Source organism: Bacillus kalamii, assembly GCF_047238185.1.
Classification (GTDB): Bacteria; Bacillota; Bacilli; order Bacillales; family DSM-1321; genus Bacillus_AD.
The window spans coordinates 173,588-197,214 of record NZ_JBDFMI010000001.1; the positions used below are offsets into that span (position 1 = coordinate 173,588).

Annotated in this window: 22 protein-coding genes and 2 riboswitches; of the genes, 20 read left to right on the forward strand and 2 right to left on the reverse strand. The window is 42.2% G+C overall.

The features are described from left to right. Nucleotides 1-317 precede the first annotated feature (317 nt). The 8 genes from zwf (at nt 318) to rodA (ending at nt 9,951) form a co-directional block, all read left to right on the forward strand. Complete coding sequence (gene zwf / locus ABC357_RS00920) at nt 318-1,814, forward strand: glucose-6-phosphate dehydrogenase (protein ID WP_412885700.1); 1,497 nt, start codon at nt 318-320, stop codon at nt 1,812-1,814. 28 nt (nt 1,815-1,842) lie between these two features. Then, nucleotides 1,843-3,837 carry a transketolase gene (gene tkt / locus ABC357_RS00925; RefSeq protein WP_412885701.1) on the forward strand — a complete coding sequence of 665 codons (1,995 nt, stop codon included), beginning with the start codon at nt 1,843-1,845 and terminating at the stop codon, nt 3,835-3,837. A 94-nt stretch (nt 3,838-3,931) separates the two neighbouring features. Next, nucleotides 3,932-4,825 (forward strand): phosphogluconate dehydrogenase (NAD(+)-dependent, decarboxylating), encoded by an 894-nt coding sequence (gene gnd, locus ABC357_RS00930; RefSeq protein WP_412885702.1) that lies wholly within the window; start codon nt 3,932-3,934, stop codon nt 4,823-4,825. A gap of 28 nt (nt 4,826-4,853) precedes the next feature. Next, nucleotides 4,854-5,519: a fructose-6-phosphate aldolase gene (gene fsa, locus ABC357_RS00935; protein WP_412885703.1), complete on the forward strand. Its 666-nt coding sequence runs from the start codon at nt 4,854-4,856 to the stop codon at nt 5,517-5,519. A gap of 95 nt (nt 5,520-5,614) precedes the next feature. After that, nucleotides 5,615-6,946, forward strand: coding sequence for a glucose-6-phosphate isomerase (locus tag ABC357_RS00940; protein ID WP_412885704.1), 1,332 nt, complete (start codon nt 5,615-5,617; stop codon nt 6,944-6,946). 122 nt (nt 6,947-7,068) lie between these two features. Beyond that, nucleotides 7,069-7,554 (forward strand): hypothetical protein, encoded by a 486-nt coding sequence (locus ABC357_RS00945; RefSeq protein ID WP_412885705.1) that lies wholly within the window; start codon nt 7,069-7,071, stop codon nt 7,552-7,554. Nucleotides 7,555-7,780: 226 nt separating this feature from the next. Then, complete coding sequence (locus tag ABC357_RS00950; RefSeq protein ID WP_412885706.1) at nt 7,781-8,101, forward strand: winged helix-turn-helix transcriptional regulator; 321 nt, start codon at nt 7,781-7,783, stop codon at nt 8,099-8,101. Nucleotides 8,102-8,778: 677 nt separating this feature from the next. After that, nucleotides 8,779-9,951 carry a rod shape-determining protein RodA gene (gene rodA / locus ABC357_RS00955; protein WP_412885707.1) on the forward strand — a complete coding sequence of 391 codons (1,173 nt, stop codon included), beginning with the start codon at nt 8,779-8,781 and terminating at the stop codon, nt 9,949-9,951. Between the two features lie 404 nt (nt 9,952-10,355). Here rodA and ABC357_RS00960 read toward each other — a convergent pair whose 3' ends face one another. Both ABC357_RS00960 and ABC357_RS00965 read right to left on the reverse strand, forming a co-directional pair. Continuing rightward, nucleotides 10,356-10,685 (reverse strand): spore coat protein, encoded by a 330-nt coding sequence (locus ABC357_RS00960; RefSeq protein ID WP_412885708.1) that lies wholly within the window; start codon nt 10,683-10,685, stop codon nt 10,356-10,358. A gap of 14 nt (nt 10,686-10,699) precedes the next feature. Further along, entirely contained in the window at nt 10,700-10,981 is a 282-nt protein-coding gene (locus tag ABC357_RS00965) for an HD domain-containing protein (RefSeq protein WP_412885709.1), read from the reverse strand. Nucleotides 10,982-11,228: 247 nt separating this feature from the next. Here ABC357_RS00965 and ABC357_RS00970 point away from each other — a divergent pair, with 247 nt between their 5' ends. The 12 genes from ABC357_RS00970 (at nt 11,229) to ABC357_RS01025 (ending at nt 23,609) form a co-directional block, all read left to right on the forward strand. Further along, the gene (locus ABC357_RS00970; protein ID WP_412885710.1) at nt 11,229-13,655 is read left to right on the forward strand and encodes a 3-hydroxyacyl-CoA dehydrogenase/enoyl-CoA hydratase family protein; all 2,427 of its coding nucleotides are present in this window, start codon (nt 11,229-11,231) and stop codon (nt 13,653-13,655) included. Nucleotides 13,656-13,681: 26 nt separating this feature from the next. After that, the gene (locus tag ABC357_RS00975; RefSeq protein WP_412885711.1) at nt 13,682-14,860 is read left to right on the forward strand and encodes an acetyl-CoA C-acetyltransferase; all 1,179 of its coding nucleotides are present in this window, start codon (nt 13,682-13,684) and stop codon (nt 14,858-14,860) included. Nucleotides 14,861-14,928: 68 nt separating this feature from the next. After that, on the forward strand, nt 14,929-16,713 hold the full coding sequence (locus ABC357_RS00980; protein ID WP_412885712.1) for an acyl-CoA dehydrogenase family protein: 1,785 nt from the start codon (nt 14,929-14,931) through the stop codon (nt 16,711-16,713). Between the two features lie 170 nt (nt 16,714-16,883). Continuing rightward, the gene (locus tag ABC357_RS00985) at nt 16,884-17,240 is read left to right on the forward strand and encodes an arsenate reductase family protein (RefSeq protein ID WP_412885713.1); all 357 of its coding nucleotides are present in this window, start codon (nt 16,884-16,886) and stop codon (nt 17,238-17,240) included. 73 nt (nt 17,241-17,313) lie between these two features. Continuing rightward, nucleotides 17,314-17,700, forward strand: a complete 387-nt coding sequence (gene gcvH / locus ABC357_RS00990) for a glycine cleavage system protein GcvH (protein ID WP_412885714.1) — start codon at nt 17,314-17,316, stop codon at nt 17,698-17,700. 155 nt (nt 17,701-17,855) lie between these two features. Continuing rightward, the gene (locus ABC357_RS00995; protein ID WP_412885715.1) at nt 17,856-18,221 is read left to right on the forward strand and encodes a toprim domain-containing protein; all 366 of its coding nucleotides are present in this window, start codon (nt 17,856-17,858) and stop codon (nt 18,219-18,221) included. A 112-nt stretch (nt 18,222-18,333) separates the two neighbouring features. Further along, nucleotides 18,334-18,654 (forward strand): thioredoxin family protein, encoded by a 321-nt coding sequence (locus ABC357_RS01000; RefSeq protein WP_412885716.1) that lies wholly within the window; start codon nt 18,334-18,336, stop codon nt 18,652-18,654. A 103-nt stretch (nt 18,655-18,757) separates the two neighbouring features. After that, complete coding sequence (locus ABC357_RS01005; protein ID WP_412885717.1) at nt 18,758-19,096, forward strand: SCP2 sterol-binding domain-containing protein; 339 nt, start codon at nt 18,758-18,760, stop codon at nt 19,094-19,096. Nucleotides 19,097-19,182: 86 nt separating this feature from the next. Continuing rightward, a riboswitch (SAM riboswitch) is annotated at nt 19,183-19,289 on the forward strand. A gap of 122 nt (nt 19,290-19,411) precedes the next feature. Further along, nucleotides 19,412-20,731: an O-acetylhomoserine aminocarboxypropyltransferase/cysteine synthase family protein gene (locus ABC357_RS01010; protein WP_412885718.1), complete on the forward strand. Its 1,320-nt coding sequence runs from the start codon at nt 19,412-19,414 to the stop codon at nt 20,729-20,731. Nucleotides 20,732-20,835: 104 nt separating this feature from the next. Further along, nucleotides 20,836-20,950, forward strand: a riboswitch (SAM riboswitch). A 117-nt stretch (nt 20,951-21,067) separates the two neighbouring features. Beyond that, nucleotides 21,068-22,096, forward strand: a complete 1,029-nt coding sequence (locus ABC357_RS01015; protein WP_412885719.1) for a methionine ABC transporter ATP-binding protein — start codon at nt 21,068-21,070, stop codon at nt 22,094-22,096. Continuing rightward, nucleotides 22,089-22,757 carry a methionine ABC transporter permease gene (locus ABC357_RS01020; RefSeq protein WP_412885720.1) on the forward strand — a complete coding sequence of 223 codons (669 nt, stop codon included), beginning with the start codon at nt 22,089-22,091 and terminating at the stop codon, nt 22,755-22,757. Before ABC357_RS01015 ends, ABC357_RS01020 begins: the two co-directional genes overlap by 8 nt. Nucleotides 22,758-22,769: 12 nt before the next feature. Next, the gene (locus tag ABC357_RS01025; RefSeq protein WP_412885721.1) at nt 22,770-23,609 is read left to right on the forward strand and encodes a MetQ/NlpA family ABC transporter substrate-binding protein; all 840 of its coding nucleotides are present in this window, start codon (nt 22,770-22,772) and stop codon (nt 23,607-23,609) included. Nucleotides 23,610-23,627: the final 18 nt, after the last annotated feature.

Sequence of the window (23,627 nt, forward strand, 5' to 3'; positions counted from 1 at the left end):
ACCAAAGGCGATAAATGAAGTAAGAAGCCAGAAAAGGGTAATTTTTTAAAAATGAAAAAACGGCATCGCTGTAAACCTTAATAAATCAATGTTTGTTAACACATTCACAATTTCGACACATATTACTTGACTCTCTATTTATTTCGTTTTACGATGGTTACATTAAGTAACCTTAACATGGAATTCAGCTCATGATATTGAAGGGTAACTGTTATATTTTGAAATATAATTGTACTGTAACAAGTTCAGTGTACACAGTGTAGGGGTACTGTGTTTGATGGGGAATCATCATGTACGGACAAAGGGAGGTTTGAATAATGGAGTCGATGAGTTTTGTATTATTTGGGGCAACCGGGGATTTGGCTAAGAGAAAAATCTTTCCGGCTCTATATAATTTATACTTGGAGAAAAAAATGCCTCAATCGATTTCGATTATAGGATTAGGGAGAGGAGATCTTTCTAACGAAGATTTCCGCTCACATGTAGAACAATCGTTGGTGGAATTTTCAAGAAGAAAACCTGGCGCAAAGGAATTGGGAGCTTTTTTATCATCCTTCCAATATAGCCGGTTTGATGCGAATCGTCCGGAAGATTATAAAATACTGCGTGCTTTGGTGGAAAAACGGGAACAAGAGTTGAACATTCCTGAAAATAGAATGTTCTATCTATCCGTTGCCCCAGAGTTTTTTGATGTCATCGCATTAGGAATCAAAAAAAGCGGCTTGGGCAATGTGGAAGGCTGGAAACGGCTCGTTATTGAAAAGCCGTTTGGCCATGACCTAGCATCTGCCCGTGAATTGAATGAGAAGTTAAACAACGCATTTGAAGAGGATGAAATCTATCGTATTGACCATTATTTAGGCAAGCCGATGATTCAAAACTTAGATGCGCTTGAATTCGCCAACCCAATTCTTCATACGCTTTGGAATAACCGGCATATTGCCAATGTTCAAATTACAGCAAGTGAAGTTGTCGGAGTGGAAGAGCGCGCTGGCTATTATGACCATACAGGGGCCATCCGCGATATGTTCCAGAACCATATGCTTCAAATTTTAATGATGACAGCGATGCATCTGCCTAAAACAATCAACGCAGAAAATATCCGTGAAGAAAAACGGAAAGTGATGGAATCGGTACGCCCGATGACCCGCGGAGAAGTAAGAGAAAATGTAGTGAGAGGGCAATATGCCGCCGGACGCCTGAATGGCAAAGAACTTGCTTCTTATGTGGATGAGCCAGGCATTGAAGCTTCTTCCATGAATGATACATTTGTGGCTGCAAGACTATGGATCGATAATGATTTTTGGAGAGGCGTCCCATTCTATATCAGAACAGGAAAACGAATGCAGGAAAAAGCGACGCGTATCGTCATCGAATTTAAAAATTCGACTAAAGATTTATACGATAAACAGAAACAGCATGTTTCACCGAACCTCTTGATCATTGAGGTGTCGCCGACAGAGAATGTGACATTCCAATTGAATAGTAAGAACCCTCTTAAAGGCGGCAAAATCGAACCGGTCCAGATGAACTTCATGTCTGCCCAAAAAGATGTGCCGGAAGCGTATGAACGATTGATCGCTGATGCCCTTAAAGGAGATTCGACCTTTTTTGCACATTGGAAAGAGGTTGAACTCGCGTGGGAATGGGTACAACCTATATTGGACGCTTTTAAAGGAAACGATGTTCCTTTACGAAAATATGCTGCAGGGTCAAATGGCCCCCAAGAAGCATATGACCTGCTTGAACAATCCGGTTATACGTGGTGGCTAGATCCTGAAGAAGAGCCATCTGCATTAAAATTACAAGCTTAAGCAACAACGATTACAAGGAGGAAACAGAATGAGCAACTCAATTGAAACCTTATCAGTAAATGCAATCAGAACGTTATCAATAGATGCAATCAATAAAGCCAATTCAGGGCATCCGGGGCTTCCAATGGGAGCAGCTCCAATGGCCTATGCCTTATGGGCAAACCATTACAAGCATAATCCGGAGGATGGCAAATGGTTCGACCGAGACCGATTCGTCCTTTCAGCAGGGCACGGGTCAGCAATGCTATACAGCTTGCTGCATTTGTCCGGCTATAATGTCACGCTTGACGATTTGAAAAACTTCCGCCAACTGAACAGCAAAACACCAGGACATCCTGAATTTGGACATACAGATGGCGTAGACGCCACAACTGGCCCACTTGGACAAGGCATTTCCAATGCAGTCGGCATGGCGATGGCCGAAGCCCATTTGGCTGCCCAGTTCAATAAGGAAAACTTCCCGGTAGTTGACCATTACACTTATGCATTAGTGGGGGACGGAGATTTAATGGAAGGTGTCGCTTATGAGGCCATGTCCATGGCCGGCCATATGAAATTGGGCAAGCTAATTGCTTTATTCGATTCCAACAGCATTTCATTGGACGGAGAATTGAATGTATCATTCTCTGAAGATATTAAGAAAAGAGCTGAATCTGCGCATTGGCAACATATCCTTGTCGAGGACGGAAATGATGTCAAAGCCATTTCTGAAGCAATCGAACAAGCTAAGCAAAATACGGAACAGCCTACATTAATTGAAGTAAAGACAATTATCGGTTTCGGCAGCGAAAAAGTAGCTGGCACTAATAAAGCCCACGGTGCTCCTATCGGTGCTGAAGAAGCTGTGGCAGTTAAAAAAGCATACGGATGGGATTACGGCGAAGATTTCTTTGTCCCTGAAGAAGTGAAAGCTCATTTCGAAGACCTTAAACAAAAGGGAATCAAAGAGGAAAACAGCTGGAAAGAGCTATTCCATGCATATAAAGAACAGTACCCTGAATTGGCCGAGCAATTAGAGAATGCCATTGAAGGCAAAGTGTTGATAGATGCAAAAGAGTTGCTTGCGTTCTCAACTGATAAAGATATCTCGACTCGTGTGGCAAGCGGCAATAGCATTAACCACTATGTCAAAATAGTTCCAGCCATTTTCGGAGGCAGTGCTGATTTATCGGGTTCTACAATGACGGATATTAAAGGGGAAGGCAAGTTCGCCATCGATTCCTATGCAGCTAAAAATGTATACTTCGGTGTACGTGAACACGCAATGGGTGCAGCTGGAAACGGTATGGCCCAGCATGGCGGAGTAAAACCGTTTGTCAGCACATTCTTCGTGTTCAATGATTACTTGCGTCCTTCTATCCGATTGGCAGCTTTGCAAAAATTGCCGGTTACGTATGTATTTACACATGACAGCATTGCAGTCGGTGAAGACGGCCCGACACACGAACCAATCGAGCAATTGGCAGCATTGCGTGCCATCCCTGGTTTGACTGTGATTCGCCCATCGGATGCAAACGAAACGTCCAATGCATGGGCATATGCATTACAGCAGCAAGATGGTCCGGTAGCATTAGTATTAACCCGCCAAAACTTGCCTGTGCTTGATAAGACAGCCGGCAACATTGCTGACTTGGAAAAAGGCGCTTATATCATGGCCGAAACAAATGCGGATCCTGAGGCAATTTTGATTGCGACAGGTTCAGAAGTATCTTTGGCTTTACAGGCAAAGGCTGAATTAGAAAAAGAAAATATGTCCGTACGTGTTGTAGCGATGCCAAGCTGGGAATTGTTCGAGCAACAAACAGCTGATTATAAAGAAAAAGTCCTTCCTGCTTCCAACCGTAAACGTGTAAGCATTGAAATGGGCGTTTCGTTTGGTTGGGAACGATATATCGGCTTTGAAGGAAAAAGCTTGTCCATTAATACATTCGGTGCATCAGGAAAAGGAAATGAAGTCATGGATTACTTCGGCTTCACTGCTGGAAATGTAGTGAAGACAGTCAAAGGCATCGTTAAAGGATAAGAAAGTAACCCGCCTACGGGCGGGCTGCCAGCCATTTGGTTGACTAACGGAAAAATGGGGTATTTACACATATATATAATAGGAGGGGATCGGTTTGAAAATCGGTTTAATCGGCCTTGGGAAAATGGGGATGAACCTCGGCCAAAATATGTTGGATCATAATCATGAAGTAGTGGCGTTCGATTTAAATAAAGATGCCATTAAAGAAATGGAAGGCTACGGGGCAACTGGCGCTTCCACTTTGAAAGAGTTGACTGAAAAAGTAGAGAAGCAACGAGTTTTATGGGTAATGGTACCACATCAAGTAGTAGATTCTGTTTTAGAAGAGTTGACTCCTTATTTGAATGAAGGCGATATTGTCATAGAAGCGGGGAATTCCCATTATAAAGAATCTATCCGCCGTCATGAACAAATGAAATCCAAAGGCATTTACTTTATGGATGCGGGTACTTCAGGCGGCATGAGCGGCGCACGTAACGGTGCTTGCTACATGATCGGGGGAGATCCTGAAGCGTGGGAAGTGGTTGAACAGGCATTTGCCGATACAGCAGTCGAAAACGGTTATTTATATGCAGGCCCTGCAGGAAGCGGACATTATTTGAAAATGGTCCACAATGGGGTTGAATATGGAATGATGGCTGCTATCGGAGAAGGCTTCGAATTGTTGGAAAAAAGTCAATTTGACTACGATTTCGAAAAAGTGGCACGTGTTTGGAACAATGGCTCCGTTATCCGTTCATGGTTGATGGAACTAACCGAGAACGCGTTCTCCAAGGATGCCAAGCTCGATGCAATCAAAGGTGTCATGCATTCTTCAGGCGAAGGAAAATGGACGCTTGAGTCAGCTTTGGATCTACAGGCAGCCACACCGGTTATTGCCATGTCGCTCTTAATGCGTTATCGTTCTCTTGAGGACGATACATTCACCGGAAAAGTCGTTGCGGCGCTTCGCAATGAATTCGGCGGACATGCTATCGAAACTAAATAAATGATTAAAAAAATGGAGGTAGTTACACATGAAATTCTTTATTGATACTGCAAACATGGATGATATTAAAAAAGCGTACAAAATGGGCGTATTAAGCGGTGTTACAACTAACCCGTCGCTTGTTGCCAAGGAAGGCGTAAAATTTGAAGACCGCATCGAAGAAATCCTGAAAGCTGTTCCTGAGGTTGAATCTGTATCTGCTGAAGTTACACCAGATGCTGTATCTGCAGAACAAATGATGGCTGAAGCAGATGAATTGATCAAAATTAATGGCGGGGATTCTAAAGTAACAATTAAAGTGCCTATGAATGCGGCTGGTTTGGAAACAACACGCTACCTTTCAAAAAAAGGCGTTAAAGTAAATGTGACTCTTATCTTCACTGTAAACCAGGCTCTATTGGCTGCGCGTGCAGGTGCAAGTTACGTATCTCCATTCTTGGGCCGCCTAGATGATATTTCCGAAGATGGCGTGTTATTGGTTTCTAAAATTGCTGAATTATTCCGTATCCACAATTTGGATGCACAAATCATCGCTGCATCTGTCAGACATCCGGACCACGTAACTCGTGTGGCAATGGCTGGCGCACATATTGCTACGGTTCCATTTAAAGTAATTGACCAATTAACGAAACATCCATTGACAGATCAAGGTATTGAAAAATTCGCAGCTGACTGGAAAAACGCTGTTAAATAATAAATGGTGCATGCTATGTTCTGAGTCGATGATTCAGAACATAGCAACTTTTTTAACTAATCAACGAGAATACATGCAATAGGAGGAATATAGATATGTCAATTTCACTGAATTATTCAAATGTTTTGTCTTTTATGGACCAAAAAGAAGTCGACAACCTAAGCGGATTTGTAGAAGCAGCACACACAATGCTTCATGAACACAAAGGCCCTGGAGCTGATTTTCATGGCTGGGTCGATCTTCCGACTCAATATGATAAAGCAGAATTCGAACGCATCAAAAAAGCCTCTGAACGGATCAGACAATCCTCAGATGCATTGGTTGTCATCGGTATAGGTGGATCTTACTTGGGTGCACGGGCAGCCATCGAAGCCCTGTCCCATTCATTCCGCAATCAAATCGACGGAGAAACAGAAATCTATTTTGCCGGGCAGAACATCAGTTCAACCTATATGACACATTTGATGGAAGTCTTAGAGGGAAAAGATATTTCGGTCAATGTCATTTCTAAATCAGGGACAACAACTGAACCTGCACTTGCATTCCGTATCTTCCGCGAATATATGGAAAATAAATATGGAAAAGAAGAAGCGAGAAAACGCATTTACGCTACAACCGACAAGGAAAAAGGTGCTTTGAAGCAGCTTGCGGATGAAGAAGGCTATGAAACATTTGTCATCCCTGATGATGTGGGAGGAAGATATTCGGTCTTAACAGCTGTTGGTCTATTGCCGATTGCGGTAGCAGGATTGAATATTGACGAAATGATGAAAGGTGCAGCAGCGGCAGCAGCCAAATATAATGATCCAAGCTTGAAAACAAATGAGAGCTATCAATATGCGGCTGTCCGCAATGCTTTGTACCGCAAGGGTAAAACAATCGAATTGTTGGTCAACTATGAACCATCTCTACATTATGTATCTGAATGGTGGAAACAGTTATTCGGGGAAAGTGAAGGGAAAGATCAAAAAGGATTATTCCCGGCATCTGTCGACTTCTCCACAGATTTACATTCTATGGGCCAATATGTGCAGGAAGGCCGCCGGGATCTAATTGAAACTGTCCTTCAAGTCCAAAAGCCAAAAGTGGAAGTGACGGTTAAAGAGGACAAAGCGAATTTGGACGGCTTGAACTTCCTATCAGGCAAAACAATGGATGAAATCAATAAGAAGGCCTTCCAAGGAACCGTCCTTGCGCATGTAGATGGGAATGTTCCGAACATCGTCGTAGAATTGGACGAGCTTACCGAATATACATTTGGCGAGATGGTCTATTTCTTCGAAAAAGCATGTGGCATAAGCGGCCTGCTAATGGGTGTCAATCCTTTTGACCAACCTGGCGTAGAGGCTTACAAAAAGAATATGTTTGCTTTATTGGGCAAACCCGGATATGAGGAACAAAAAGAAGCATTGATGAAGCGACTTTAATCTATCCTGGTTTTTCTAAAAAACACAATCACTATCAAAACAGTCATAAATAAGAAAGTAGGCATCCTTCCGATATGGTTTGGATGCCTGCTTATAATCAATATTGAAAAGAGGGAAACACTATGATGATGGATGCGAAAGTAATACCGACAGCATATGGGCTTGAAACTTATATAGATAAACTTGAAAATGTGAAAATCGTGGATGTTCGAGTGCCAGATGGCCAGTTTGATTCTTACCGTGTCAAATTCGGTATCGAGTACTATTTATTGCGCGAAAGAAAAGATCCGAATGAACCCCACGATTATGAAATGCAAATGAATTATTTTTGGATCTCTTTCCAACCGGATATGAGCCATATTGAAATACTGGAGCCTGTGACAGAAAGTTTATTCGCTGTAAAGAATAAAGCGGAACGTACTGCCACTAAACATTTGATCAGCAATTGGATCATGCAGTCGAATGCATTTAAACAGAACATCAAGGAATATATGAATGAATGTGAACAACAAACGGAAGGTCAAAGCGAGCTCATCAAGATTTTTGAAAAATTGCTAGAGATGAATGCTGATGAAATTGAGAATGCACCATTAATTCAATGCAGCTGACGATTATGGTAAGAACAAACAATCAGGGCATTATAATAGGAACGTAATACTGGAGTTAATCCTTCACAGGAGTAGCTCCTTTTTTGTATCTTTAACGCCAGTATAATAACAGACCGAATATGGACAATTAGGGTCCTTGTCCATTATGGTATGATAAATACACTAAACGTTGTATAAACCATATAAATGTGTTTCGGCAAAAGATTCTTGAAAGGGGAGATGCTCTATGGGTGAAGAGGATAAGACAGAGCGTCTATGCAAGAAAAAGGAACAATCATTCCATATAATAGGAAGGAAATGGGTCGGTTCGATCATTCATACATTAATGGATAAGCCGAAACGGTTTACAGAAATACATGAATACATTCCTGATTTAAGCAAAAAAGTATTGATCGAACGAATAAAGGAGCTTGAGGAATTTAAGATAGTGGAACGCCGCGTCATCTCAGAACGTCCTGTACGCACAGAGTATTCTTTAACAAAAAAGGGTTGGGAGCTAGGAATAGCCTTAAGGTCAATTGAAGAATGGGCTGACCGGTGGCTGTAGTAAGCCCCATAAAAAGAGGGTTAAGAGGCCTTTTGGCGTATGTATAAACATTATTCTGTTCAATATAGTACGTTACGGTTTTAAGAAGCAAGAAGAACGTTTCAGTTGTTGTCAGGCAGCAGCCTGTCGGGGCTAAGCAGGCGCTCTTCGCTTTTCTGGTTGTCCAGCCTTGTACCTGGCATGCTCGGAAATAAGCCACTCCTTTTCGGAAGCGAAGAGCAGCTTCCTGTAAGGATCGTCTTATTTCTGCCGCATTCCTGATTCTTTTCCTTAGGAAAAAGAATCACCGGTACCGGCTTTTCTAGTTGTCCAGCTGCAATCGCCAGCCCCTCGAGGTCTTAAGTCAAGGCACTAACAAAGGCGAAGAGCAGCCTTTTTCGGTGCCTCGCCTTAAGCTTGACGGGGCTAAGCAGGCGCTCTTCGCTTTTCTGGTTGTCCAGCCTTGTACCTGGCATGCTCGGAAATAAGCCACTCCTTTTCGGAAGCAAAGAGCAGCTTCCTGTAAGGATCGTCTTATTTCTGCCGCATTCCTGATTCTTTTTCTTTGGAAAAAGAATCACCGGTACCGGCTTTTCTGTGTTCATAGTTGTGATTTTTTGGTGATGCAGTATAATGAGAAGGGTATTCTATTTCATCTGATAGAATGCTTTTTATTCTGAAATAAAGGGGAATATGATGTGCAACCAGTAAAATTACGTTCATCTAGAATAGATTACACTTTGTTCTTGATCCTATTCCTCCTTTTCCTATGTAGCTGCATCGCTATTTACAGTGCGCAATCAAGTGGACAATATGGAGGAAACTTTTTACTTAAGCAAATTGTTTGGTATATAGTCGGAGGTCTGATCATTTTTGGTGTCATTCGTTTAGACTCTGACCAATTAAAGAAAATTTCATGGTATGCATATGGATTTGGCTTGGTTTCTTTAGCCGGTTTGATTGTGGCTCCCGAAAGCTTGGTGCCGAATATCAATGGTGCACATAGTTGGTATAAATTCCCTGGTTTAGGTTCCTTGCAGCCTTCTGAATTTATGAAGATATTTTTAATTGTGGCACTCGCCCAGGTAGTGACTTCACATCATGCCAAAAATGTGGTTAAAACAGTGAAATCTGATTTTTGGCTGTTGATTAAAATCGGAATTGTAACTGCTGTTCCGCTATTTCTAGTTATGCTGCAGCCTGACCTCGGTACAGGGCTGGTATTTCTATCTATTATGGTCGGCGTTATTTTTGTATCGGGTATTTCGTGGAAAATCTTAGTCCCAATTTTTGGCGGGGGGATTGCCATTGCTACGACCGTTCTTGCGCTAGTTATATGGGCTCCTGACATATTGGAGAAATATCTTGGCGTTAAGCAATATCAATTCGGCCGTATTTACTCATGGATCGACCCCTACAATAATGAAAGCTCCTCTGGTTACCATTTGACCCGTTCTTTATTAGCAATCGGCTCTGGGGAGACAACAGGTAAAGGTTTAGGCAATCGGGAAGTATATTTGCCGGAGAGCCAGACAGACTTTATCTTTTCAGTCATAGGGGAAGAATTCGGATTTGTTGGAACGAGCATTGTTGTCAGTCTCTTCTTCCTGTTGATCTACCATATAATTAAGATAGCCATGAATACGAAAAACCATTTTTATACGTATATTTGTGTAGGGATCATCTCTATGATTACATTCCATGTATTCCAAAATGTCGGAATGACAATCGGGCTATTGCCGATTACCGGGATTCCGCTGCCGTTCATCAGTTACGGGGGAAGCTCGCTTCTCGGAAATATGCTTGGCATGGGAATTATTTTCAGTATCGGCTATCACTATAAGAACTACATGTTCTCGACTGAAAAATAGCAATTTGCATAGGGAAAGATAAAAAGGTTTCTTTTCCTAATACACATAAGACTGCACATCACTTGCAGAAAGTGGTGTGCTTTTTTGTCTTTAAAACCGAGCCATACGTACCCATTCGCAGGGCTTTCCAACCACAAAGGAGTTAAAATGACTAGCAATAACGTTCTAATTCTCTTTGTTGTGTCCGAGATTATGCCGACATTGAAGTGTATATAGGCAGCTTCATAGCTTTTCAGGGGACAGATTATTGGAAGCGGCTTAAGAGAAGGGGATTTATACTCAGAAAAGGATAGAGAGCATTATGCTGCAGCTCATCTATCCTTTGTGTAGCCAGGAGGCCGTATTCACCATTCTTTTATGCTGCAGCTAGTTCGTCTATCCTAATAGGGTTAGGCTTCTTCCGCTTATTGTGGTTCCGCGCTAAATGGAAATTGCATTTTATACCCGATAAATTGCTGTTGGGATTGTGATAGAGATTTGGCTTCTGCCTTTTCCAGACTGTACCAGCCCTTCTTGAACATAAGATCATAAACATGGCGCTGCGCCTGCGAGCACTCTGTAAAAGAAGTGGAAATGTCTTCGTATAATCCTTTGTGGCTAGCTTCATGCATAGCGGTACTGTATGAATTCGTCATATGCTTTTCAGTGGCGAGCATATCATTCAGATAATCACGATCATTCATGGCCGGTGTTTCTGGCTGTTTTGTTTTAGGATTTTGGATCTTGGAATTCATTCAATGTGCTCCTTTCATGGTGCAGTTGGTGTTGAATTGGTTTGTGCGCCAAGGCTTAAATGCTGTAGAAACCGATTATATTGGCGTTCATGCATTTTTCCTAACTCAATAATCGTTTGCTTGATTTCTGGATCCTGGCAATTGGCTGCGAATAAACCCGCTTTTTTGGCTGCAATCAAATTCCAATTCATCATGTCGGTAAGATACAGAGCGTCTTTTGTAGTCGTTACGGCAGGCGGTTCCTGAAATATATCTTGGGTAAGTGCGTTTGGCTGTTGCTGCTGATTCTGTTCCATGGAAAAACCTCCTTTATTTCCTTCTTAAACTCTTTGTTAGTGTGTACGGTGTTTTGGTTAATATGCAGGTGCAGCAAGCCATGCACAATTCCATCGCAGAGGACATAAAATAATAGAGGAATGGATGTAGAAGATACGGGTTAATAAAAAATTATTCATTTTCTAATGGTAAATTATTGCGGAATTTTCCAAAATCTCTTATGATAGATACATAAGATTTCTAAATGAAAATTTTTTTACGTAAAAAATGAATGAGTGTTCATTCAAACGTACAAAGGGGGACATTGTGTTGGTACGAAACATTCAAAAAGCTGCAGTATTGGGATCAGGGGTCATGGGAGCTGGTATTGCTGCACATCTTGCCAACGTTGGCATTCCTACATTGCTGCTAGATATCGTTCCGCGTGAATTGACGGATGCAGAAAAGCAAAAAGGGCTTACATTGGAAGATGCACAAGTAAGGAACCGGATATCTTCGGCTAATTTGCAGAAATTGTTAAAACAAAAGCCTGCGCCATTGGCGGTTAAGAAAAATATTGATTTAATCCAGACAGGAAATTTTGAGGACGATATGAATCGGCTTGCAGAAGTCGATTGGGTCATTGAGGTTGTCGTTGAAAACCTGAATGTGAAGAAACATGTATTCGAACAAGTGGATAAGCATAGAAAACCGGGCAGCATCATCTCATCCAATACGTCAGGCATATCAGTAGAAGCAATGGTTGAAGGACGTTCTGAAGATTTCCAAAAGCACTTTCTTGGTACGCACTTTTTCAACCCTCCACGTTATTTGAAATTGTTGGAAGTCATACCAACTCAATATACGGATCAAGATGTTCTATCGTTTATGAAAACCTTCGGTGAGGATGTTTTAGGAAAAGGGGTTGTAATCGCCAAGGATACGCCTAACTTCATCGCCAACCGAATAGGGACATACGGCTTGCTCGTTACTGTCCAAGAAATGCTGAAAGGCGGATACAGCATCGGGGAAGTCGATTCCATTACAGGCCCGGTGATAGGCAGACCGTCAAGCGCCACATTCAGAACATTGGATGTAGTAGGGCTTGATACATTTGCGCATGTAGCGAAAAATGTATACGACCAAGTGGAGGGAGAAGAGAAGAACGTATTTGAAATCCCTTCTTTTATCCAAAAAATGCTGGAAAAAGGCTGGTTGGGCGCTAAGTCAGGCCAAGGGTTCTTCTTGAAGAAAGGAAAGGAAATCCTCGAGCTTAATCCAGAGACAATGGAATATGTTGAGCGCAAAAAATTAAAATCGGCCTCATTAGAAGCGAGCAAGCAGCAAAAAGGCTTACCGAATAAACTGAAAACGCTTTTATATAGCGAAGATAAAGTTGGTTCGCTTCTATGGAACACTACAAGTCCGGTCCTTCTTTATTCCGCCCAATTACACGGGGAAATCGCCGATACAGTCCAGGCCATTGATGACGCAATGAAATGGGGGTTCGGCTGGCAGCAAGGCCCATTTGAAATGTGGGACAGCATCGGAGTTGCTAAATCCGTTGAACGGATGAAAGCAGAAGGGAAAGAAGTGCCTGAATGGGTCGAGAATATGTTAGCGGAAGGAAACGGATCTTTCTATAAAGAAGAAGAAGGACACGTTTACTACTATCATAACGGCAAATATATACAGGTTGAAGAAAATCCAAAAAATATAAATATCAAGCGCCTTAAGAAACAACAGGGTGTCATTAAAAAGAATAGCGGAGCAAGCTTGATCGATCTTGGAGATGGTGTTGCACTGCTCGAATTCCACTCTCAAAACAATGCAATCGGAATGGATATCATCCAAATGATCAATTACGCAGTGGATGAAGTGGAGAAGAATTACAAAGGGTTGGTCATCGGCAACCAAGGAAAGAACTTCTGTGTAGGCGCCAATTTGGCCATGATGCTGATGGAAGCCCAGGATGACAATATTTTTGAAATCCAAATGGTGGTGAGCCAATTCCAGCAAGCGATGTTGAAAATAAAATACAGCTCCAAGCCGGTTGTTGCTGCTCCGTTCAGCATGACTTTGGGAGGAGGAGCGGAAGTGTGCCTTCCTGCTGCCCGTATCCAAGCATCCCCTGAAGCGTATATTGGCCTTGTAGAACCGGGTGTAGGCTTGATACCTGGCGGAGGCGGAAGCAAAGAGCTTTATATTAAGCATATCGAAAGCTTGCCTAAAGGCGTAGATTTTGATATTCAAAAAGTCGCCAATAAGGTATTTGAAATGGTTGCGACTGCGAAGGTTTCTACTTCAGGACAGGAAGCGAGGGAAAATGGTTTCCTAAACAATTGCGATCAGGTAAGCGTCAATCCTGACCATTTATTGTATGATGCTAAGCAATCTGTATTGGCCATGCATGAAGAAGGATATACACAACGTGTGCGCAGCAAAGTGCCTGTAGTCGGAGAAACCGGCTATGCCGCTTTATTGCTTGGCGCCCAAGCTATGAAATTATCAGGCTATCTATCTGAATATGATATGAACATTGCCGAAAAATTAGCGTACGTAATTGCAGGTGGGAATGTTCCTTACGGTACGGTAGTCGATGAACAATATCTATTGAATCTTGAGCTGGAAGCGTTTGTGAGCTTAATCCAACAGCCGAAGACACAAGCAAGAATGCAAAATATGCTTGTAAAAGGAAAACCATTGCGTAACTAATTTAGGCGGAAATGAGGAGGTTCGACATGAGAGAAGCGGTAATTGTAGCCGGTGCAAGAACACCGATCGGAAAAGCAAAGAAAGGAACGCTTGCACATGTACGCCCGGATGATCTGGGTGCATTAGTTGTAAAAGAAACAATGAAGCGAGCAGGCAATTATGAAGGGAATATCGATGATTTAATTATTGGCTGTGCTATGCCTGAGGCTGAACAAGGCTTGAATATGGCAAGAAACATCGGGGCGTTGGCAGGCCTTCCCGATACAGTTCCTGCCATTACGATTAATCGTTACTGTTCAAGCGGGCTTCAATCCATCGCATATGGAGCAGAAAGAATCATGCTGGGACAAAGCGATACAATCATTGCAGGCGGAGCGGAATCCATGAGCCTTGTTCCAATGATGGGGCATGTGACACGTCCTAATTTGACGCTTGCCCAAACAGCACCGGAATATTATATGGGAATGGGCCATACAGCCGAAGAAGTCGCCAAGAAATTCGGGATCTCCCGTGAAGACCAAGACGCATTTGCGGTAAGAAGCCATCAAAAGGCTGCAGCAGCCATTCAGTCCGGAAAATTCGAAGATGAAATTGTACCGGTAGATGTGGCATTGAAAACAGTTGGTAGCGACCATAAATTAAAAGAGAAGCATGTTATGTTTTCAGTAGATGAGGGTGTGCGTCCGGATACAAGCGTTGCCGGCCTTTCCAGATTGCGCCCGGCCTTTTCGTTGACTGGAAGCGTAACAGCAGGAAATGCCTCACAAACAAGTGATGGGGCTGCAGCTGTTATGGTGATGGATGCAGAGAAAGCAAATTCTTTGGGGATGAAACCGATGGGTAAATTCCGTTCGTTTGCTGTGGCAGGCGTACCGCCTGAAATCATGGGGATCGGGCCTGTTGCTGCCATTCCTAAAGCATTGAAATTGGCAGGGCTTGAACTGTCAGATATCGGATTATTTGAATTGAACGAAGCATTTGCATCGCAATCCATTCAAGTTATCAGACAGCTTGGTATCGATGAAGAAAAGGTAAATGTCAATGGAGGGGCAATCGCACTCGGACACCCACTGGGCTGTACAGGTGCAAAGCTGACACTGACATTGCTTCACGAAATGAAACGAAGAAACCAGCAGTTCGGTATTGTGACGATGTGTATCGGCGGAGGAATGGGAGCAGCCGGAGTATTCGAATTAATGGCATAAACAACAAAAGGGATGGGGAGGAAAAACTCCCCCTTAAAATAGAAAAGAAAAACAGGGAGGCTTTTTAAATGTCAAACACAACTACAAATATCATTAAGGGTGGAAGCTTCATTATAGAAGATGTAGCATTGGACCGCGTTTTCACACCGGAGGATTTTACTGAAGAACAAAAAATGATCGCAAAAACGACTGAAGATTACGTTAATAAAAGTGTTGTTCCTATGATCGATAAATTGGAAAATCATGAGTTCGAAAATTCCGTTCGCTTGTTGAAAGAAGCGGGAGATTTAGGATTGCTGGGAGCGGATGTTCCGGAAGAATATGGCGGATTGGGACTTGATAAGATCAGCTCTGCATTGATTGCCGAAAAAATGGCGCGTGCAGGCGGTTTTTCTATCACACATGGCGCGCATGTTGGAATCGGTTCATTGCCGATTGTCCTTTTCGGAAATGAAGAGCAAAAGCAAAAATATTTGCCTGTCTTGGCTACTGGCGAAAAAATTGCTGCATATGCTTTGACTGAGCCCAGCTCCGGTTCTGATGCGCTAGGTGCAAAAACGACTGCTAAATTAAATAGCGAAGGCACTCATTACGTATTGAATGGCGAAAAACAGTGGATTACAAATGCCGGTTTTGCCGACCTGTTTGTTGTATATGCAAAAATAGATGGCGATAAGTTCTCGGCCTTTATCGTTGAGAGAGAATTCCCTGGTGTATCCACTGGCGCAGAGGAAAAGAAAATGGGGATTAAGAGCTCATCTACACGTACATTGATTCTTGAAGATGCGCAAGTGCCTGTTGAGAATCTATTAGGCGAAGTGGGGCGCGGCCATATCATTGCCTTTAATATCCTGAACATTGGGCGTTACAAATTAGGTGTAGGAGCAGTGGGAGCTTCCAAGCGTGCGTTCGAAGTGGCAGCATCATATACAAACCAGCGCCAGCAATTCAAAACGCCGATTTCTTCATTTAACTTAACGAAAGAAAAATTAGCTACTATGGCATCTAAAATTTATGCAGCTGAAAGCTCAGTATACCGAACTGTCGGCTTGTTTGATGATCGGATGGGCATGCTTTCTGAGGAAGAAGCCAAGAATGGGAAAGAAGTGGCTAAATCAATCGCGGAATATGCGATTGAGTGCTCAATGAATAAATTCTTCGCTACAGAGGTATTGGATTATGTGGCGGATGAAGGCGTTCAATTACACGGCGGATACGGCTTTATGGCAGAGTATGAAATCGAAAGAATCTATCGCGACTCACGCATTAACCGTATTTTTGAAGGAACAAATGAAATTAACCGTTTCTTGGTTCCGGGAACACTTCTCCGCAAAGCGATGAAAGGTGAGCTGCCATTATTGCAAAAAGCGATGGCACTTCAGGAAGAGTTGATGATGCTTATGCCTGAAGAACCGGGCGAAGAAGCATTGGCACAGGAAAAAATGCTTGTTAAGAACGCTAAGAAGATCGGATTGCTAGTTGCCGGCCTAGCTGCGCAAAAATATGGCACTCAATTAAACGATGAGCAAGAAATCCTTGTGAATATTGCCGATATCGCTTCATTGACGTATGCTATGGAATCCGCTGTCCTGCGTACAGAAAAAGCAATCGGAAAAGTTGGGGAAGAGAAGAGCCAACAGAAATTATTGTACACAGAAATCTTTTGCCAGGAAGCGTTCAATTTGATTGAACAGCATGCGAAAGAAACACTGATTGCCACTGAACAAGGCGATACATTGCGCGTCATGATTTCTGCATTGCGTAAATTGACACGCCATACGCCAATTAACGTAATCAGTAAAAAACGCGAAGCATCCAAAGCTCTAATCGAAGCAGAAAAGTATACTGTTTGATTTCAGTATGAACTTGTTAGATAACAGAAAGCCGCCCGTAATGGCGGCTTCTTTCACGTTTGTCGTTGATTAAGCGGTTTGTGTTGTATACTAGTGGTTTCAGGCTTCGATTTAAACAAAACCTTTGTACTTTTTTTCAGTTTTAGGTATCCTAAAGGAAGGTGATGAATATGCAATTGACAATGTATTGGTATCCAAAATGCGGTACATGCCGAAATGCAAAAAAGTGGCTGGAAAGCAATGGCCTTTCCTTCCAAGAGGTACATATAGTGGAGCATCCCCCGTCCAAGCAAGCTTTGAGGGATCTGTATCAAAAAAGCGGGCTTGAGCTGAAGAAATTCTTTAATACAAGCGGACAGAAATACCGCGAGTTAGGTTTGAAGGATGTCCTGAAGGATGCTACGGAGGATGAGATGCTAGAATTGCTTGCTTCTGACGGTATGCTCATAAAACGCCCAATCGTTACGGATGGAAAGAAAGTGACGGTCGGTTTTAAGGACGAGCAGTTCCAGGAGACATGGCTTTAAGATGCTTACACTTTTTTCGTAAGCATGATTCATAAATAGAACAAATACCATAAGTAAAGTGGAGGGATTTTTAATGGCAAACACACCAAAGGAATTACGTTATTCAGAAGAACATGAATGGGTAAAAACAGAAGGAGATAAACTGCGAATCGGTATTACAGACTTTGCTCAATCGGAGCTTGGGGATATCGTTTTTGTTGAACTTCCTGAAGTTGGCGACAGCATTTCAGCTGATGAGCCATTTGGAAGTGTTGAATCTGTTAAAACTGTTTCGGAACTATACGCTCCTGTATCCGGAAAAATTGTTGAAGTGAATGAAGAGTTGAACGACAATCCTGAATTCGTAAATGAATCTTCATACGATAAAGCATGGATGGTTGTTATTGAACCTACCGATGCTTCTGAGATCGAAAACTTGATGACAGCTGAACAATATGAAGAAATGATCAACGAAGACTGACTATAGTGCAAAAGGACTGCGTGGCAGTCCTTTTTTTTATAGGCAAACCAGCAATGCTCTTACCCATTTGAATCAATACTTTTCGATAGATAATTATGTTCTTTTCGGTTATGTTATGTGTAAAGGGAAACCAAAAGAAATAGACTGAAAAGGTGATGGCATTGGAAAATGTACATGCTGATAAAGTATTGATTGTGGAAGGCTCTTCAGATCGGAAAAAAGTCAAAGAGATATTGAATGAGGATATTGAAGTTCTTTGTACAAATGGCACCATTTCTTATCAGAAAATGGATGCTTTTGTCGAGGAGCTATATGATAAGGATGTCTATATTCTGACGGATAGCGACGAATCCGGCGAAAAACTGCGCAAGCAATTTAAACGGGAATTTCCCTGTGCCCAGCATCTATATATTGACAGGGCTTATAGGGAAGTGGCTGCTGCACCATACCACCACATTGCGACCGTATTGCTCAGTGCCAACTTTCTTATTCATGCAGAATATTTATCACGTCCCAACTGACTTTACACAAATGGAATTAAGCATCTCTTGGCCTATTGTATGGGAGAAGCTAGGATATAGAAGGAGAGTTCACTCTGCCGTATTATTTTCAATAAAGGATGAATCATCAATCATGAAAGAATGGAATGGGGAAAATATTAAACAATACATTCTCGAAAAAGGCGATTTATGCCTCTATCTCTACACACCACTATGCGGCACGTGCCAAGTGGCGTCCAGAATGCTGATGGTAGTGGAAGAAATGCTGCCTGATGTGCAGATGGCTAAAAGCAACGCCAATTACATTGAGGGAATCGCAGTGGATTACAAAGTAGAAAGCGTTCCTTGTTTGCTGCTGTTCAAGCGGGGGGCACTTATGGAAAAAATATATGCCTTTCAATCTGTCCCGTACTTGCTAGGGACTATCAGAGATAGCATAAATAAAGCAGACTGATGGTTCGACAAGCCCGAAATACTTGTCGAGCAATTAATAGAGGTGTTTATAGGTCCGGCGTTGTATTACTTTCTATAAGAGATTGGGAAAGGAAGTGGCGACGTTGGATCAACTATTGCAAACGATGCTTAGTACACTGGAAGATCGCCGGCAATTGCATGTCTTATTGAAAAAAGCGAATACCATGGTCGTGTTTTCTTCGGAGCATAAGAAATGGCATTTATTCTTATCTAATAACGAAGTCCATACGCATTATACGGATAAAGGGACATACCGTGTTTCCATCATTGGCGAGGAAGACCAGTTATACGAAGTGATAAAGGGAAATGTCTCGCTACGCCAGCTTCAACAGATGAATAAAGTTCATCTTCAGGGAAACTATCGGCAGATTCTGTTGCTTGAAGCCCTTTTATTGCTCAGCAATAGAAAAGAAGCAGTTTAAATTATTTAAATTTTTTAAAAATTCATTGACTTCCTTGTTGTAAAAATGGTATATTTCCAATTAAGTTAATAAGTTTAATATGAATTATCTTATCAAGAGAGGCAGAGGGAAATGGCCCTATGAAGCCCGGCAACCAGTACAAATCGTACATGGTGCTAATTCCAGCGGAAAGTTATTTCCGTAAAGATGAGAAGAACCGGCTATCAAGCTTCTTCTTTTCGAAGAAGCTTTTTTTAATGAGGAAATCCATTGCCAAGTGCGATGATTATCGATGGGTCTTCAAAGGTTGAATCATATAACAAGGAGGAATGCGTGATGAGTGGCAAAGAGAAGCAATACCGTTTTGAAACAGTCAGCATACATGGAGGTTTGCAGGTGGACCCTGTGACAGGAGCACGTTCAGCTCCTATTTACCAAAGCAATGCCTATTTGTTTAAAGACAGTGAGCATGCTGCAAATCTTTTTGGATTAAAAGAACCGGGTTACATTTATACACGGATCCATAACCCTACTGTGACTGTTTTCGAGGAAAGAGTGGCACAGCTTGAAGGGGGGATAGGCGCACTGGCTGTATCTAGCGGAATGGCAGCGATCACACTTGCTATCCTGAATATTGCAGGAGCAGGCGATGAAATTGTGGCAGCATCCAATTTATATGGGGGCACATTTAATTTGTTCGCCAATACATTGCCTAAGTATGGCATCAAGACTACGTTGGTCGAGCCTGATAATCCAGAAAACTTCCGGGCAGCTATTACTCCCCATACTAAAGCCATTTTTGCAGAAACGATCGGCAACCCAAGCCTGCATGTGCTCGATATAGAAAAGGTGGCTGAAATTGCCCATGAGAGCGGAATACCGTTGATTGTTGATAATACATTTGCAACCCCCTATTTATGCCGGCCGATTGAATTTGGGGCTGATATCGTCATCCACTCGGCAACTAAATGGTTGTTGGGCAATGGAACAACACTTGGCGGCATTATCGTGGATGGCGGCAAGTTCGATTGGAATTCAAGCAAATTCCCTAGCTTTACAACTCCTGATCCGAGCTATCATGATCTTGTGTTTAGCGAAGCGGTGGGAGAAGCGGCGTTTATCGTGAAAGCGCGTGTTCAGTTGCTCCGTGATTTAGGGCCTGCACTTTCCCCATATAATGCGTTCCAATTCACATTAGGCCTTGAAACCTTGCATGTCCGTATGAAGGAGCATATCGCCAATACAAAGCGGATTGTAGAATACTTGAAAGCACATCCTGCTGTTGATTGGGTGTTATATCCTGGAGATGCTGATAATCAAAACTATGCATTGGCAAGCAAGTATTTGCCTAAAGGTGCCGGAGCAGTTGTTGTGTTCGGCATAGAAGGAGGAAGAGAATCTGGTGCTGCATTGATCGATTCCATTGAGCTTTGGAGCCATGTGGCAAATGTCGGGGATGCCAAAAGTTTGATTATTCACCCTGCGTCCACAACCCACCAGCAGCTTAGCGCAGACGAATTAAAATTATCCGGCGTAAGCGAAGACCTAGTCCGATTATCGATTGGAATCGAAAATGTAGATGATTTAATTGAAGAATTGGAGAAGGCGATAGAAGTGGCAACAGGAAAAACTTCCTTGTCTTCAAAGACCAAGTAAAATGCCTTTTCCGCGGAAATTAGTCTTTTATGTTATTGACAGTATTTTTATATAATGATAGAATCACTTTAACTTATAGTATGACAATTGAATAAGTTGCGAAGCTCTTATCAAGAGAGGTGGAGGGAATGTGCCCGATGAAACCCGGCAACCGTCAAAGATTTTATTTTGAAATGGTGCCAATTCACACAAAGCAAATGATGCTTTGATAGATGAGAGAAAGGTCCCTATTGTTATTCATGCCTTTCTGCTCATTACGCAGAAAGGCTTTTGTTATTTTAGAAAAGCGAAACAATGGGCATCTTTAAAAAAGCAGTATTAAAGAGGTGAGTAATCATGATAAAAATCGATAATGTAACAAAGATATTTCCGGGAAAATCCGGTTCATCATTAAAAGCTGTCGACTCGGTATCAATAGATATTGATGCCGGTGAAATATTTGGAGTCATTGGTTACAGTGGAGCTGGAAAAAGTACATTGATCCGCATGCTGAACGGATTGGAAGTACCGACTGAAGGAAGCATTACAGTAGGCAAACATGAAATTTCATCCGCTAAGGGAGCCAATTTACGCAAGGCTAGACATGAAATCGGGATGATCTTCCAGCACTTTAACTTGCTGTGGTCAAGAACGGTCCGCGATAATATCGCTTTTCCGTTAGAAATAGCAGGCGTACCTAAAAAAGAAAGAATAGCCAGGGTGAACGAGCTGATCAATCTGGTTGGATTAGAAGGGCGTGGAGATGCCTATCCATCCCAATTAAGCGGGGGGCAAAAGCAACGTGTAGGGATAGCCCGTGCGTTGGCAAACAATCCGCGTGTCCTGTTGTGCGATGAGGCAACATCAGCGCTTGATCCGCAAACGACAGACAGCATCCTTGATTTGTTGGTGGACATAAATCGTAAATTGAAATTAACCATTGTTTTAATTACGCATGAAATGCATGTTATCCAGAAGATATGCCACAGAGTAGCAGTGATGGAATCAGGCAAAGTAGTGGAAATAGGGGATGTCCTTGATGTTTTCAAAAACCCTCAACAAGCTATTACGAAAAGATTCGTCGAACAATTGACGGATCCAGAAGACACACATGAAGCCATCGAAAACTTACTGCAAAAATATCCATCCGGCCATGTCGTCAAGCTGACATTTGTCGGAGATGATACGGATCAGCCGGTAGTCAATCAATTGATCCGGGAATTTACTTTCGATATTAATATTATTCAAGGGAAGATTGCACAAACACAAAAAGGGTCGTACGGAACATTGTTTCTTCATATAGATGGAAGTGCTCCCGAACTGCAGCAAGCCATAGAATTTCTGAAAGACCGCAGAGTGGGAGTGGAGGTGATTACACATGAATGATTCGTTTTTCCAAAATATAGATTGGAATGTTATGTGGGTAGCTACTTATGAAACACTGTTCATGACAGTTATCTCATTATTATTTGTCTTTATTCTCGGAGTCGCTTTAGGATTAATATTATTTTTGACATCTAAGGGCAATCTATGGGAAAACAAGCTGGTGTACGGTGTTGTCGGGGCCTATGTGAATATTTTTCGAAGCATACCGTTCATTATTCTAATTGTTCTGTTGATCCCTCTGACGAAGATGCTGGTGGGGACCATGATAGGAGCAGAGGCGGCTTTGCCTGCTTTGATTATCGGAACAGCCCCATTCTATGCGCGTATGGTTGAAATCGCACTACGGGAAATCGATAAAGGTGTTATCGAGGCAGCGAAATCAATGGGTGCAAAAACAAGTACGATCATTTGGAAGGTATTATTGCCTGAATCCAAACCGGCTATTATATCAGGTATAACCGTAACTGCCATTGCTTTAATCGGGTCCACTGCCATGGCGGGTGTAGTGGGTGCCGGCGGATTGGGGAATGTTGCCTATCTTGACGGATTCCAGCGCAATCAGTCAGATGTAACATTAGTGGCTACAATCATTATTCTAGTGGTTGTTTTCATAGTCCAATTTATTGGTGATTATTTTACTCGCAAAACAGACAAAAGATAAGGGGAGACTAAAATGAAAAAGCGTATTAGTTTATTATTTGTTCTGGCGTTAACATTATTGCTTGCTGCATGCGGCACAGGCGATAAAGATGAAAAATCAACGGGAGATTCAAAAGAAAACGATAAGTTAGTGGTCGGTGCATCGAATGTACCGCATGCAGAAATCTTGGAAGAAGCCAAACCTTTGTTGAAGGATAAAGGGATTGACCTTAAAATCGTGAAATACAATGATTATGTAATGCCGAATAAAACATTGGCAGAGGGTGGATTGGACGCTAATTACTTCCAGCATATCCCTTATTTGGAACTTCAAAACAAAGAAAATAACTACGGTTTTGTCAATGCCGGCGGAATCCATATCGAACCTATTGCTGTTTATTCCAAAAAGTACAAAAAGCTGAACGACCTGCCTAAAGGCGCTGAAATCATTATGAGCTCCTCTGTTGCCGATCATGGCCGTGTACTATCATTATTGGAGGCTAAAGGGCTAATTAAGCTTAAAGAGGGCATCGATAAAACAGCAGCTACAGTCAAAGACATTACGGATAATCCAAAAAAATTGAAATTTAAAACAGATATCGATCCTGCTCTGTTAACTCAGGTTTATAATAACGATGAAGGCGATGCTGTCGTAATCAACAGTAACTTTGCCATTGATGGAGGATTGAATCCATTGAAAGATTCAATTGCAATCGAAGGTTCGGAATCCCCATATGTAAATGTTATTGCTGTACGCAAAGAAGATAAAGACAATAAAGATATCAAAACATTAGTGGAAGTCCTTCATTCCAAAAAGATTCAGGACTTTATCAAAGATAAATATAAAGGGGCAGTTGTTCCTGTTTCAGAATAAAATAGTGTGCTGTTTTCG

Coding starts and splice junctions, on each gene's coding strand:
- zwf (WP_412885700.1), top strand. CDS start 318: ATGGAGTCGATGAGTTTTGTATTATTTGGGGCAACCGGGGATTTGGCT.
- tkt (WP_412885701.1), top strand. CDS start 1,843: ATGAGCAACTCAATTGAAACCTTATCAGTAAATGCAATCAGAACGTTA.
- fsa (WP_412885703.1), top strand. CDS start 4,854: ATGAAATTCTTTATTGATACTGCAAACATGGATGATATTAAAAAAGCG.
- ABC357_RS00940 (WP_412885704.1), top strand. CDS start 5,615: ATGTCAATTTCACTGAATTATTCAAATGTTTTGTCTTTTATGGACCAA.
- ABC357_RS00945 (WP_412885705.1), top strand. CDS start 7,069: ATGATGATGGATGCGAAAGTAATACCGACAGCATATGGGCTTGAAACT.
- ABC357_RS00950 (WP_412885706.1), top strand. CDS start 7,781: ATGGGTGAAGAGGATAAGACAGAGCGTCTATGCAAGAAAAAGGAACAA.
- ABC357_RS00960 (WP_412885708.1), bottom strand. CDS start 10,685: ATGAATTCCAAGATCCAAAATCCTAAAACAAAACAGCCAGAAACACCG.
- ABC357_RS00965 (WP_412885709.1), bottom strand. CDS start 10,981: ATGGAACAGAATCAGCAGCAACAGCCAAACGCACTTACCCAAGATATA.
- ABC357_RS00970 (WP_412885710.1), top strand. CDS start 11,229: ATGAATGAGTGTTCATTCAAACGTACAAAGGGGGACATTGTGTTGGTA.
- ABC357_RS00975 (WP_412885711.1), top strand. CDS start 13,682: ATGAGAGAAGCGGTAATTGTAGCCGGTGCAAGAACACCGATCGGAAAA.
- ABC357_RS00980 (WP_412885712.1), top strand. CDS start 14,929: ATGTCAAACACAACTACAAATATCATTAAGGGTGGAAGCTTCATTATA.
- ABC357_RS00985 (WP_412885713.1), top strand. CDS start 16,884: ATGCAATTGACAATGTATTGGTATCCAAAATGCGGTACATGCCGAAAT.
- gcvH (WP_412885714.1), top strand. CDS start 17,314: ATGGCAAACACACCAAAGGAATTACGTTATTCAGAAGAACATGAATGG.
- ABC357_RS00995 (WP_412885715.1), top strand. CDS start 17,856: ATGGCATTGGAAAATGTACATGCTGATAAAGTATTGATTGTGGAAGGC.
- ABC357_RS01000 (WP_412885716.1), top strand. CDS start 18,334: ATGAAAGAATGGAATGGGGAAAATATTAAACAATACATTCTCGAAAAA.
- ABC357_RS01010 (WP_412885718.1), top strand. CDS start 19,412: ATGAGTGGCAAAGAGAAGCAATACCGTTTTGAAACAGTCAGCATACAT.
- ABC357_RS01015 (WP_412885719.1), top strand. CDS start 21,068: ATGATAAAAATCGATAATGTAACAAAGATATTTCCGGGAAAATCCGGT.
- ABC357_RS01020 (WP_412885720.1), top strand. CDS start 22,089: ATGAATGATTCGTTTTTCCAAAATATAGATTGGAATGTTATGTGGGTA.
- ABC357_RS01025 (WP_412885721.1), top strand. CDS start 22,770: ATGAAAAAGCGTATTAGTTTATTATTTGTTCTGGCGTTAACATTATTG.